Source organism: Muriicola sp. Z0-33, from assembly GCF_026126425.1.
Lineage (GTDB): Bacteria > Bacteroidota > Bacteroidia > Flavobacteriales > Flavobacteriaceae > JAFMPW01.
The window spans coordinates 22,243-36,170 of the sequence record NZ_JAFMPW010000017.1 but is presented as its reverse complement, the minus strand read 5'-3'; the positions used below and the strand labels follow the sequence as shown (position 1 = coordinate 36,170).

Annotated in this window: 9 protein-coding genes; 2 read left to right on the top strand and 7 right to left on the bottom strand. The window is 39.6% G+C overall.

The annotated features are described in order from the left end of the window. The first annotated feature begins 843 nt into the window (after positions 1-843). Both J1G40_RS16830 and J1G40_RS16825 read left to right on the top strand, forming a co-directional pair. On the top strand, positions 844-1,482 hold the full coding sequence (locus tag J1G40_RS16830; protein ID WP_265243829.1) for a hypothetical protein: 639 nt from the start codon (positions 844-846) through the stop codon (positions 1,480-1,482). A 383-nt stretch (positions 1,483-1,865) separates the two neighbouring features. Then, positions 1,866-2,267 carry a hypothetical protein gene (locus J1G40_RS16825; protein ID WP_265243828.1) on the top strand — a complete coding sequence of 134 codons (402 nt, stop codon included), beginning with the start codon at positions 1,866-1,868 and terminating at the stop codon, positions 2,265-2,267. A gap of 67 nt (positions 2,268-2,334) precedes the next feature. Here the strand turns inward: J1G40_RS16825 and J1G40_RS16820 are convergent, their stop codons facing one another. The 7 genes from J1G40_RS16820 to lysS form a co-directional block, all read right to left on the bottom strand. After that, positions 2,335-3,768, bottom strand: coding sequence for an SLC13 family permease (locus tag J1G40_RS16820; RefSeq protein ID WP_265243827.1), 1,434 nt, complete (start codon positions 3,766-3,768; stop codon positions 2,335-2,337). 101 nt (positions 3,769-3,869) lie between these two features. Continuing rightward, complete coding sequence (locus J1G40_RS16815; protein WP_265243826.1) at positions 3,870-5,258, bottom strand: PKD domain-containing protein; 1,389 nt, start codon at positions 5,256-5,258, stop codon at positions 3,870-3,872. 94 nt (positions 5,259-5,352) lie between these two features. After that, the gene (locus tag J1G40_RS16810; RefSeq protein ID WP_265243825.1) at positions 5,353-6,750 is read right to left on the bottom strand and encodes a c-type cytochrome domain-containing protein; all 1,398 of its coding nucleotides are present in this window, start codon (positions 6,748-6,750) and stop codon (positions 5,353-5,355) included. A gap of 12 nt (positions 6,751-6,762) precedes the next feature. After that, positions 6,763-7,638 carry a sugar phosphate isomerase/epimerase family protein gene (locus J1G40_RS16805; RefSeq protein ID WP_265243824.1) on the bottom strand — a complete coding sequence of 292 codons (876 nt, stop codon included), beginning with the start codon at positions 7,636-7,638 and terminating at the stop codon, positions 6,763-6,765. A 12-nt stretch (positions 7,639-7,650) separates the two neighbouring features. Further along, positions 7,651-9,159, bottom strand: coding sequence for a DUF1501 domain-containing protein (locus J1G40_RS16800; RefSeq protein ID WP_265243823.1), 1,509 nt, complete (start codon positions 9,157-9,159; stop codon positions 7,651-7,653). A gap of 2 nt (positions 9,160-9,161) precedes the next feature. Further along, the gene (locus J1G40_RS16795) at positions 9,162-11,897 is read right to left on the bottom strand and encodes a PSD1 and planctomycete cytochrome C domain-containing protein (RefSeq protein ID WP_265243822.1); all 2,736 of its coding nucleotides are present in this window, start codon (positions 11,895-11,897) and stop codon (positions 9,162-9,164) included. Between the two features lie 247 nt (positions 11,898-12,144). After that, positions 12,145-13,839, bottom strand: a complete 1,695-nt coding sequence (gene lysS, locus J1G40_RS16790; protein ID WP_265243821.1) for a lysine--tRNA ligase — start codon at positions 13,837-13,839, stop codon at positions 12,145-12,147. Positions 13,840-13,928 lie beyond the last annotated feature (89 nt).

The window sequence follows — 13,928 nt, the reverse complement described above, 5'->3', positions numbered from 1 at the left end:
GAAATTAGAATTTGGCGAATATTTAACAGAGATGCATAAAAAAAGCCGGGGTTTGCAATCATGCAAACCCCGGCTACTAAAAATTTTATTATCGGAATGCTATTTCAACTCTGTCAGTTCGGGATTAGTTGAAGAAGCTTTTTCTAAGTTGATGCTAGTTAAATTGGTGCTTTCTGACATGGTATCAAATTGTATCTCATTGTCCATGCTATAATAAATAGTAATAGCAGCTAATAAACTAAAAAAATACAGTACACTTTTAACTTTATAAGACATCATATCTGGGTTTTTAATTCTTATACTAAGATATGTTGGAAAAACACAGAAGATCAATCAATGTTGTGAAACCGCTCTTTTATATGGTAAAAGATGTTATTTCCGTTGCAGAGTTGTTCTGATCTCTATTATTGGCTTTTTATAAGATGCATTTTATCCGCGAAAAGTGCTTTTTAACCCCATTATTTTTTCCTTTTGAGTATCCAATTAACAGTAATTGGGTAAATAGTGCTGTATACAAATAAAAGAGGTTTATTTGGCTCAATAATGATCACCTTTTTAATCTGATTTTAGTTTCTGATCTTTCGTAAGGTTGAAAAAACAAATTTATTTTTCTGTTAATGATTTCATAAGTACAATTTCATATTCTGAGATTTAAGGATAATATAAAGCGCTTTAAATCAGATAGGTATACGTATTTTATAGAGAAGACCGCTATGCGTCCAGTTGTTATCGCATTGTTAAATCGATAGTGCTTGTGTAACATTTTGATAGGATTCCAGTCTATTATTATGTAAACAATCAACAATTAATCTTGCTTTATGCAGGTTTAAAATTAATCTAAAAATGAACAAGTTATTAGCAATATGTGGAATCGTATTTATAGGAAATGCAGCCACGCCGAATATAGAACAAATAGATACTCAAATTAGTGATCCTACCCAAGAGATCAAATGTCAGTTACCAGTTAAGCCGGTAAGTCTAGTAAGTACTGTGATGTATACTTCTGAGAATACAATTTCCATCCCAAATGATAAAGAAATTAGTAAGGAGAAGGAAGTAGCTGCATCACTGGATCCTAACAGCGTTGTATTTCTCGAGTCCGAAGAAGAGATCGACCTCGGAATTGATACAGCAGATTATCTGCCAGAAGATTTTGATCCTAATAAGCTATATGTAGACCTTAATCAGTTTACTTATATAGAAGCAGACGAGGATAGTTTATTAGATTTCGATACAGCAGCATATTTGCCTAAGGATTTCAATCCTTATGCTATACCAGCAGATATTCGAGCTATATCTTATATAGAAGAAGAGCCTGTATTGAATATCAACACGGCACCTTACCTGCCTGAAGGATTTGATCCTTATGAATATTATTTTGACATACACAGTGTAGAATATATTGAAGACGAAGATGAAGTGGAATTAGATTTTGACACTCAAGATTATTTACCCAGGGGTTTTGATCCCTACTCTCGATAAATAAGTGGATAGAACATTCTCATTTTCTATCGATTATTTGATTAGTTAGCTAAAAACGCCGCTCTTACAGCGGCGTTTTTTATTACCCTATTACCTCCCCATATTCAACTAAAAACCAGAATGCCGGGTCAAAAGGCAATAGCCTTTCAGATTAACAAAAGATTAACTCAAATACAACGGCTTTCATCACCATAAAAATGCGCTCAATATGCTAAGAGCAATGTAATATTAGTATTGTTAAAGTGAGAAGTTGGCAAGAGAATGATCTTAATGATGAGAATTTGACTTTTTGCCCCTTTTTGTGCGACTGTTAACAAAATCTAAAGCACAATAATATGCCCAATATTGGGTTCTATCTTTGCTTAAAATTTAACCTAAACGTTATGAATAAAAATAAATTAATTACAAGTATTGCTTTAGGATTGCTTCTTGGTACTGGCATGTATGCCAGTGAGCCTTGTAAGGCGATAGACTTTTGTGTCCTGGATAGCATTGAATATATAGAAGAGGAGTCCGATTTTGAACTTGGCTTTAATACAGCTGATTATTTACCGGAAGATTTTGATCCTCATACCTTTTATTTTGATCTGAATTCGGTTGTCTTTTTGGAGAATGATGAGATAGATGATATCTCTTCAGAGTATTTGCCAGAAGATTTTGACGCCTATGCGGTTCCTACAGATTTTATGGCTATTAGTTATATAGACCCAGCAGATCTTATTGAGCCTGTAATAGAAGTGAGAATTGATGCGCCGTCCTATATAGAGGCAGCTATCAGCAAGTAGAAATAATACATTAACTTAATTAAATTACAGCCCCATTTCCGTATGCCCGGGAATGGGGCTTCTAGTTTTAGAACAGCAGCGGGATTACAAACTGGAACATTATAATTAACAATGCTACTGCGATAAAATTTAATATAACACCTACCCTGGCCATCTCATGTACTTTTATATAACCGCTTGCAAAGACGATTGCATTTGGGGGTGTTGCCATAGGTAACATAAATGCACAGCTACTTGCTATAGTTACCGGGATCAACAGATAAAGAATCGGAATGCCCAAACCAATGGCAATTCCCGCTACAACAGGAGCCAGTACTGCTACCAGGGCCACATTGCTCATAAGCTCTGTCATAAATAACATTAAAGTAATTAAAAGGGCAGCCGTAACTAAGACGCTGATGTCACTGCTGGCTATAGCATTTGACACCATATCAACAATTCCGCTTACAGACATTCCGTTGGCTAAGGCCAGTCCCCCGCCAAATAGGATTAAAATTCCCCAGGCGAGTCTTTCCGTATCTTTCCACCCGATAATGAAATCTCCCTTTCTTAAATTAAAAGGAATGGCAAATAAGGCAATTGCCGCCAACATACTGATTATAGTATCGGACAGCCCTAAATTTGGAAAAATACCGTTGATCAGGGTTCTGAAAATCCAAAGAAATACGGTTACCCCAAATATAGCGAGCACCATTTTTTCTTTCCCTGAAGTAGGTCCCAGTTTCCTTAATTCCTCATGTATCACATCTTTGGATGCAGTAAATTTCAGATGTTTGTTTGGGAACATCCATTTAACCAATACCAGATAACAAATAGTAAGTAAGATCAAAGAGAATGGCAACCCGATGGTCATCCATTTAAGAAAAGAGATTTCAATATTGTATTCGTTTTCCAATAGCCCTATCATCACGGAATTAGGTGGAGTTCCTATTACAGTAGCGATGCCACCAGCATTAGCAGAAAATGCAATACCCAACATCACACTAAGCGCAAAATTCTGATCATTTTTTGTAAACCCGTCCTCATCGTCAATTAATAATCCAATAACAGACATGGCAATTGGCAACATAACTACTGTACTGGCCGTATTGCTTATCCACATGCTCAGTGAAGCGGTAGCGATCATAAAACCCAGAACCACCTTATTTGGTGTTGTCCCGGTTAACCTTATTATATTTAATGCTATCCTTTTATGAAGATTTACTTTTTCCAGTGCCAGTGCCAATACAAAGCCGCCAAAGAATAAAAAGATGATCGGACTTCCGTAATTGGCTCCTACATCTGCTATTGGCATCACCTTGAGAATTGGAAAAAGTAATAAGGGCAACAAGGCGGTAACCGAGATTGAAACGGCTTCGGAGATCCACCATAAGATCATCCATGCTGCAACCGCAATTACTGCATTTGCACTCTCCTTGCCAGGGATCAGATCTGGGAGACTATAAATTATCAGAAATAAAATGGGCCCCAGTAATAGGCCAATTTTTTTGCTCAAGGCCATAAAATTAATTTGAGGCCTAATCTATGGTATTTCGACTAGTTTTAAAAATTAAAGGAGAACAGACTGCTCTCCTTTAATCAATAGCTTATAATTTTAAATAACTAATTCAGATCAATAAGGTTTAGATTCTTATCGGCTGCTCCCAGGAACATCTTTATTTCACCTTCGGTATCATAACCTGCCGCGAAAAACAAAGTATTGCTAATTTCCAGAATTTCCGGTAAATAGTTACCGTTATATTTTAATGCTTTGATCTGACTTCCACCAGAATCGAATTTTCTGAGGTAGTTATCACTCGATAGAACGAAAGTATCGCCAAGGCCTATCAAAGCCTGGTTATTATTGGAGTTTTCAAAATAAGAAGTGCTAAGCATATTTCCTGTGGCGTCAGCTACAATAAGTTCGCCATTGCCATACATCACAATATTTCCATTGGAGAGTTGTTCCAGGTGATAAGATCCGTTGAGGTCGTTAGATGAACTAATTTTATCATCTAAAACGGAAGTGCTAAAAAGCGTATGAGATGTTACCGAAAGATTACCATCGTAAAAAATCAGTGCGGGTGTATAGTCGGCGATATAAGGGGAGGTAGTATTTTTGGTAAATACTGCTCCAAAGGCTATATATCCATCACCCGAAGCCTTCATGTCCCCTATCATGGCTTCATTGCCGTCTAGATCTTCCAGGAAAATCTCAAAGGCATCTCCACTGGCATTTCTTCTCTCAATGGCCGCTTTATATAAACCGTTATCTTCCTGGGTTCCATAATACAAAAAGTTGATACCATCTGGTAAATAGCCATAACTGTGTTTTGTGGCCGAATTAATACCAGTCAGAAAACCCCAGCCACTATTAAAAGTAATTTCCTGGGTGCCATATAGGCTCGCCAGCGTTCTTGCAAAGACGAAATTCATGTTCCCACTGGGATAAAAATTTACAAAAGCACTGTTAGATTCAAAGGGCTGATCTGCAATATAGTTTGAAGTAAAATTGAAACTAAGATCAACTTCCTTATAGTAGTACTTTGCCCCGCCGCTACCAACATTATCTTCCAGGAGCTCAATTGAATAGAGGTTACCGTTATTGGGATTGATTCCGGCTTCTAATGGCAATGCGCTAAAACCGTCCGGTATATCCGGGTAGATATATTTGGATGCCACTGCAGTTACATGTACCTGCCTGGAAAATGTTTTGGTTGCCATTTCATCATTGGTCACCGTTAGATCTATAGTATAATCTCCTCCTTCCTGATAAACTGCCTCAGGACTGGTATCAGCACTTGTTTCTCCATTGCCAAATGCATAGCTATGGTTACTTGCGCCTTTGGAACAATCTGTAATCTGGAGGGTTTCGCCCACAGAAAGGGTGTCTTTACTAATTTCAAAACAAGCTTGAAGTTCTTTGGTTTGCTGTTCGCCACCTTCCCCGGAGTCATTGGAACAAGAATAAATAAGGAGAATGCAAAAACATATAGGGTATAGTTTCTTCATAACAATAGATTTGGGGTTCTACTATTATAAAACGTTTTGAGGAGGGATTTATTTTAGAAAATTAGATTTTAACAATAACTTAAATACCTGGTATTCAGTATATTATTGAATCTGATTCGATGAACGGTAACTCGTAATTCCCGAATTCGATTTTTAAGGTAGTTTTATCATTATTTTCCCGATTATCTGCAGCATCCAGGCCTGTATAGGCCAGAAATACGGACTTGAGGCCTTTAAAGCCATAAAGTTGCTCTAAATAGACTTTCTTAAAGTTACTTCCTGTTAAATTGAGGACTTTTAAGTGTTCCAGAGCATGTAATTTGTGCATTTCTTGGCCGGTAATAGACGTATAGTCTATTTTCAAGACGGTTAAATTGGGTAATAAGGCAATCTGTTCAAATACAGCATCTGAAATTTTCGTCCGGCCCAAGTCGAGATCAACGATCTGTTGCCTGATAGGGCTTAGTTTTATAAAGTCCTTATCAGAAAAATCGGATCGATTAATGCAGGATACACTAAGGAAATTTGATGAAGTGCTAATGCGCTGCACATGGATCCCCTGTTTTTTAATAGTATTAATGCTATCCAAAGATGCTTCAACTACTTCAACATCAGGATAATCTTCATTGGCTTTTTTAGGAAAGAAGGAGGTGAATAAGGATTTCTGCAACCCCATTTCACCAATCGATTTATCAAATGGCGCATCATTTAATATCCATGTCTTAATTAGTGCTATTTCTTCTTTGTCTGGTTGCTTCTTATCTTTTGGAGGCATATGGTCCTCATCATGATCGGGTAAAATGAGCCTGGAATAGATGGCACTTTCCTCAACATTATTGGGAATTAAAACGTCCCCATTTTCTCCTCCCTTTAGAATTGCTTCTTCAGAATTAAGTACCAATTCTCCTTTTGCTCTTTTTTTGTTATGACAGCTAACACAATTATTATTTAGTATGGGTGCTATGATATCATCGTAAAATTGAGCTTCTTCCCAGGATTCAGGTGATAGTTCTATGGGCTTAACTTCATAAGTCTCAAACCCTAATGCAGATTTAATGTTATTTGGTAGGGGGGCTATAAGGTAATCATCCCCATGGGTAATACTCCCCCCAAGATGCCCTGTATATGAGATAAGAAGTAAGAGAAGTAGGGATAGGAATGTTTCTGGTAATTTTTTGAGTAAAGGAAATTTAAGATTTTCGCTTAGCCGAAGATAAAGTGCAAACACTACAATAGTAGTGACTATTCCAAGCCATAGATGTGTTTTAATGTTTTTAAAAGAATAGCCTTCCCCCAGGTATTGTAAATATCCGGTTACACAGGCAACCAGGCCGGCAATTGCTGCCCACATAAATAGCAGTGCTGTTATTTTAACAAAATCCTTTTTATTTCTATCTACCCATTGCAATAATAACCCGGCAAGGATAAATCCAATTGGAAGATGTACAATAACCGGATGGAGACGTCCAATAAGTTGTTTTAGCACTTCCATTAAGCAAATAATTTATTTACCATACAATCTGGCTTTGATAGCATTCATGATATAGAGGTTGGCCTTCCATTGGTCTGCCAAAGGCATTCTGGTATAAGGTGTCGTTGGTAAATAGTCCGGAGGCCCAAATTCGGTAGTTATGGTATACACATTTTTACCTTCCTGCCATTTGCTCCTTATCACTTTCTCCCAGATGTCTAAATGCCTTTCTAAAACATCTCGCCATTCCGGGGCTTCCGGGTCGTTTACCTGTGGGCCTTCTGCATGACCTACTCTTGCATGTATGTGATAAGAATTTGTAAGCACCTCTTCTAATTCTGCGTCCTGATCCTTTAAAAGCGATTCGTGAACCACCATCCAATGGCTTATATCTAGCGTTAGTTTTAAATCTGGAACTTCTGCCAGATACTTTTTGGTGGCTGGAAGGTTAAAACTAAATCGGCCTCTATGGGTTTCGTGATAAACAGGAATACCACTTTCTTTCCCCTTTTTATTGGCAATGTGTATAAAAGCCAAATTCTGGGTACTTGTAAAGAAGTCGCTACCGGTATGGCAATTGATATATGCCGGTTGCCATGCAATCAGAGTTTCAAATTGGGCGGCAAAAACTTTTAGACTTTCTTCAAAAGGAAGTGTTTTATTGGTTCCATTAAGGAATCCAACTTTTAAACCATATGTATTTAAGGCTTTTTTTAATTGTACTCTGCTTTCGGGATCATCGGGTAGCCATATTTCTATACCGTCATATCCGTCTGTTTTAGCCCGTTTACAGAAGGCATCCCATGACAGCGTATTTCCCCAGTTGGTTTGAAAGAACAATAATTTTTCCTGGGCATTTACAGTTATCAAAGGAAGAATTAAAAAAAGGAGTATAAAGCGTATTTTCATATTGTTATTCCTTTAAGCCAGGATTTCATGGATTACCTCACCTTCAACATCTGTTAACCTGAACGGCCTTCCCTGAAATTCGAAGGTAAACTGTTCATGATCAAAACCCAGCAGATGTAAGATGGTAGCATGGACATCGTGTACAGATACTCTGCCTTCTATACCAGAGAATCCGATATCATCTGTTTGCCCGTGTGAAGCCCCTCCTTTAATTCCTCCACCGGCCATCCACATGGTGAAGGCATCACCATGGTGATCTCTTCCTTTGTACCCCATTTTCTTATTACCTCTGTTTTCCTGCATAGGGGTTCTCCCAAACTCACCTCCCCATACAATAAGCGTTTCATCCAGGAGGCCTCGCTGTTTAAGATCCAGGATGAGTGCGGTAATAGGCCGGTCTATTTCCAGGCATTTATTTCGAAGGCCAAGATCGATAGCCGTGGAATGTTCTGTGCCATGACTGTCCCAACCCCAATCAAATAGCTGAACAAACCTAACACCATCTTCAACCAGTTTACGTGCTAAAAGGCAATTATTTGCAAATGATTCTTTACCGGGTTCAACCCCGTACATCTGTTTTATATTTTCCGGTTCCGATGCAATATTCATTACTTCGGGAACTGCAATTTGCATACGGTAAGCCATCTCATATTGGTTGATCCGGGCCAGAATTTCCGGGTCTGCATATTTTAAGTACTCCTCTTTGTTTATTTTATTAATGGCGTCTATGGTGCTTTTTTTGAGATTTCTGGAAATACCTTCCGGATCTTCAATATACAAGACCGGGTCTCCTTTTGATCTGCATTGTACCCCTTGATAGACCGAGGGTAAAAAGCCACTTCCCCAAACACTTTTTCCGGCGTCAGGTGTTTTACCGCCTGAGGTCAGCACCACAAATCCGGGAAGATTTTGGTTTTCTGATCCCAGGCCATAGGTGGCCCAGGCCCCTATACTTGGCCGACCCAGCCGTGCGCTACCGGTATGCATAAAAAGTTGAGCAGGGCCATGATTAAACTGATCTGTATGAACCGCCTTAAGAAATGCGACATCATCTATCACCTTTTTGAAATGTGGTAAATAATTAGATATCCAGTTCCCGGCCTCCCCCTCCCGGGTAAATTCTGCCTGGGGCCCCATTAATTTTGGTGTCCCTTTTATAAAAGCAAACTTTTTGCCCTCTAACAAAGATTGCGGGCAATCCTGTCCATGGAGTTTGTGCAGCACAGGTTTATGATCGAACATTTCCAGTTGGGAAGGGGCTCCGGCCATATGCAGATAGATAACCGATTTAATCTTGGGATTAAATGGGGGCGACAAAACCGCCAACGGATTCAGATCTCTTTCAGTAAAGGGTGTTCCGGTCTTGCCCTTTTGATTGGTCAAAGGGTCGCAGCCACTAAAAATAGATCCAAGAGCCAGGCCGCCAATCCCCTGAGCACAATTTTTTATAAAATGCCTCCTCGTTTTCTGCTGCGCTTTTCTTATTAAGTGCTCTTGTATTAGTTTGTCCAGATTATCCATTTTTAAGCTTTTGTAAGAAACTCATCCAGGTTCATAATTGCGTTAGCAACTACAGTTAAAGCCGCTTTTTTTGCATTGGGCTGCTTATCAAAATATATAAAACTTTCCATTTCTTCAGGACGTGTTGTAAACTCCTCCAGGGCAACTTCATAAAGCTCTAAGAGGGTATCCAGTTTATCAGCGGTGGCAGTTGCCATTAAGGCCCGTTTATACCCTTTGGCAATACCTTTTTCAATATTTTCATCATCCATGATGGTAGCCAGGTTATAGGCGGCTTCCATATATACAGGATCATTCAGCATTACCAAAGCCTGCAAAGGGGTATTGGTTACCGTTCTTCTGATGGTGCATACTTCCCGGCTTCCTGCATCAAAAGTGATATAAGAAGGATAAGGGCTTGTACGTTTTAAATAGGTATATATTGCTCTTCTATATCTGTCCTCCCCAACGCTTTCAATCCATTGTGCACCACTGTACACCGTTTGCCAAACATTTTCCGGTTGGGGCGGCATTACCCCTGGGCCATACATTTTTTTGCTTAATAATCCGGACACGGCCAACGCCTGATCCCGAATTTGTTCTGCGCTTAACCTGAGCCTCGGACCCCTGGCATAGTACTCATTTTTTATATCTGCCAAATAGTTATCTGTTGTACTTTCCGAACTCTGCCCGTAAGTTCCGGACATCACAATTTCCTTTATTAAGGATTTTATGCTCCAGTTGTGTTCATTCATAAACCTTAGTGCCAGCCAGTCTAAAAGAGCTGGGTGTGAAGGAGGGTCTGATTGCGAACCAATGTCTTCAATAGTAGCAACCAATCCCCGGCCAAAAATTTGATGCCATACCCTGTTTACTATGGTGCGTGCGGTTAAAGGATTCTGTTTGCTAATCAGCCATTTAGACAGCCCTAGTCTGTCTTTAGACCACTTATCATCCCAGGGATTTAAGAGTTGAGGAGTAGCTGGTAATACAGTATCTCCCTTCAATAACCAGTTACCGCGTTCAAATACCTGTGTTGTACGTTTTCTGTAATCCGGATTCTCTATCATAATCGGAACCGTCGGGGTTTCTGCATTCAATACTTCCAGTAAGATATCATTGATCTCACCATAACCGGGATTGGCCTTACCAGGCAAATCTGGCATCACGGCTATCCAATAAAGGCTAATGACATTTGCATTTTTGGCCACCCTATCATTATTGGTTTCAACAAACAAATCAAAGGATTCTTCCACTTTCCCAAAAGGGATTTTTAGGATACTACTTTTCTGGGTTTTATCAATATTTATACGCGCCAGAATCTTTCCTTCAGAGCTGCTTTGCTTAAAGGTCAGTACCGTACCATTATATCCGGAATTGTACTTGAGAAATAGAGTGGTGCCGCCTTTTGTATTTAGGTCTTTAAGTTGGCAAGAGCCGTCATCCCATAGATTAAGGGCCGCATGATCGTCATAGGAGCCATTTTTAAAGTTGACAAAATCGTGGGCATTATTAACGGGCTCTGTGTACGACATAAAATTAGCGTACTGTTTTGCTAGAGAAGGATTGCCGTTCTGTGTAATCCAATTATTTATTTGATCTACTTTCTTTTTTTGATCCGGGGAATAAAACTTAAGTACCGGGGCTTCTGAAGGAATATCTTCATCTCGGGAATTATTAAAAAATGCCATGAGCTGATAGTATTCCTCATTTTTAAATGGATCATAGGGGTGACTGTGACACTGAACACATCCTATGGTAGTGCTCTGCCAAACTTCAAAAGTGGTATTTACTCTATCTATTACTGCTGCCATCCTGTACTCTTCATCTTCAGTGCCTCCTTCATCATTATTCATGGTATTTCTATGAAAGGCTGTTGCAATGTATTGGTCTACTGTAGGTTCCGGCAGCAGATCTCCTGCCAGTTGTTCAATGGTAAACTGGTCGAATGGCATATTATTATTTAATGCCCTGATCACCCAATCCCGATAGTGATAAATACTGCGTCCCTGGTCTTTTTCATATCCCTTGGTGTCTGAATAACGGGCCATATCTAACCACCAGCTCGCCCATTTTTCACCATAGGATTTTTGTGCCAATAAGCTGTCTACAAATACCTCATAGGATAAATTTTGAGTTATAAATTCCCTGAAGAGTGATTCGCCGGGGGGTAAACCTGTAATATCCAGGGCTAACCTACGGGCAAGGACGTTTTTTTCTGCCTGCACATTGGGCGACAATTGTTTATCTTCCATTCTTGTAAGAATGAAGTTGTCTATGTCATTTTTTAAGAAATCGGGACCCGGGCTACTGGCAAACCCCGCTTCAAGATTTACCGGCGGGACATCCACTTTATCCGGCAGTGAATACGCCCAATGGTCTCCCCATTTGGCCCCCTGGTTTACCCAGCGCGTTAAAAGGTCTATTTCATTTTTAGAGAGTTTGGCCTTTTCATAAGGCATCCTGAGTTCAGGGTCATCTTCTTTTATCCTCCTAATAAGGTCACTTGCAGAAGCATCTCCGGGAATGATGGCCGGTTTTCCGGATTTTGTATCACCCAGGGCTTCCTTTTCAAAAAGCAGGCTAAAACCGGCATTCTTTTTCACCCCTCCATGACAGCTAATACAATGGGTATTCAGGATGGGTTTTATATCAGCACTAAAATCTACCTCTTCCTTTGGCTTAAAATTATCGTATAGCAAAACAACAACCAGGAGGGCAGCAATAACTATGGTTCCGGTAAGGGCCTTTTTCTTCATCCCGCACAAATACAATTAGGGGTAACTCTTTCCCTAAAGTTACGACTTTTTCGGTTTTGTCGAAGGAAGGAAGTTATTCTGTGCTCGAGCACAAACTGACTACATTTAGCACATTTGCAGATAATGCTTCCTAACTAATACATAGAAAGAAAGCACAGAGAGGGTCCTCGCTTTGATCTGATTCTTTACGAATACTGAGAAATGAAGAATAGTAGTGGTATTTTTTTAGTTCAATAGCTTAGGTAAGCTACTCAACAATTCCTACCATTAGGGAGCCGTCATCCTCTTTATTGACTTTTGCTAATTTTTTAGAAGAGAGGCCTTTGATAGCCTTGTCCCATTTCTTGTTGCTAAGCTCGGATTTTTGTTTTAAATCATTTAAAGCAATAGGGAAATCTGATTTTAAAATTGTAAAAACATTCTTTTCCTCCTCGGAAAGTTCCACTTGTTTTTTCTCGGGGCGCATTTGTGGAAAAAACAGCACTTCCTGAATAGAAGCGTTATTGGTCAGTAACATTACCAGGCGGTCTATTCCAATACCAATCCCTGAGGTAGGAGGCATACCGTATTCCAGTGCCCTTAAAAAATCCTGATCTATGAACATAGCTTCGTCATCCCCTTTTTCCGATAATTTAAGCTGTTCTTCAAAGCGCTCTCGTTGGTCTATAGGATCGTTAAGTTCTGAGTAGGCATTTGCAATCTCCTTGCCATTTACCATAAGTTCAAAACGCTCTGTAAGTGCGGGGTTACTTCTGTGTTCTTTGGTAAGCGGGCTCATCTCTTTTGGGTAGTCTATGATAAAAGTGGGTTGAACATAGTGGTGTTCACATTTTTCCCCAAAAATTTCATCAATAAGTTTCCCTACACCCATGGTATCATCTACTTCAATACCCAGCGCTTTTGCCGTGGTTCTAAGCTCTTCCTCATTCATACCTGCCACGTCATAACCTGTATGCTCCTTTATGGCATCCAAAATGGGTACACGTGGATAAGGCGCTCTAAATTCAATTTCATGTTCTCCTACAGTTACCTTAGTGCCCCCTGTAGTATCTATAGCCACTTTTTGAAGCAATTGTTCTGTAGTATCCATCATCCAATTGTAGTCTTTATACGCTACATAGAGTTCCATAACCGTGAACTCCGGGTTATGGGTACGGTCCATCCCTTCATTCCTGAAATCTTTTGAGAATTCATATACCCCATCAAAACCACCGACAATAAGCCGCTTTAAATACAACTCATTGGCAATTCTTAAATACAGCGGAATATTCAGAGCATTATGATGGGTTAGGAAAGGCCGTGCAGCGGCTCCACCTGGTATGGGCTGTAAGATGGGTGTTTCTACCTCCAGGTATCCTTTTTCATTATAGAATTCACGAATACTGTTGGTAATCTTGGTGCGTTTTATAAATGTATCTTTCACGGAGGGATTTACCGCAAGGTCTACATAGCGCTGTCTGTAACGTTGTTCGGGATCATTAAATTCGTCATAAACATTGCCCTCGGCATCTTTTTTGGGAAGCGGAAGTGGTCTGAGCGCTTTGCTCAATAGGCTGAAAACCTTCACAAGGACAGTTTTTTCACCTACCTGTGTTGTAAAAAGTTCCCCTTCTATTCCTACAATATCACCAATATCCAATAGTTTTTTGTACACCTCATTATAAAGTGTTTTGTCTTCTCCCGGGCAAATCTCATCTCTATTGAAATAGACCTGAATCCTGCCTTCGCTATCCTGGATTTCTGCAAATGATGCCTTTCCCTGAATCCTGCGAGACATTAATCTCCCTGCGATGACCACTTTTTTACCTTCTTCATATCCTTCCTTTATTTGTTTGGAGGTATGATCAACAGCATATAGTGCTGCTGGATATGGATTAATCCCAAGGTGGCGTAGTTTGTCTAATTTTTCTCTTCGTACTATTTCTTGCTCTGAGAGTTGCATAAATGGTCGTTAAGGGTACAAATATAGCTACATTGGAGAAATGTATCAAAGTTGGATTGGCACTAATTGCCAGGGGAGTGTTACTGCAG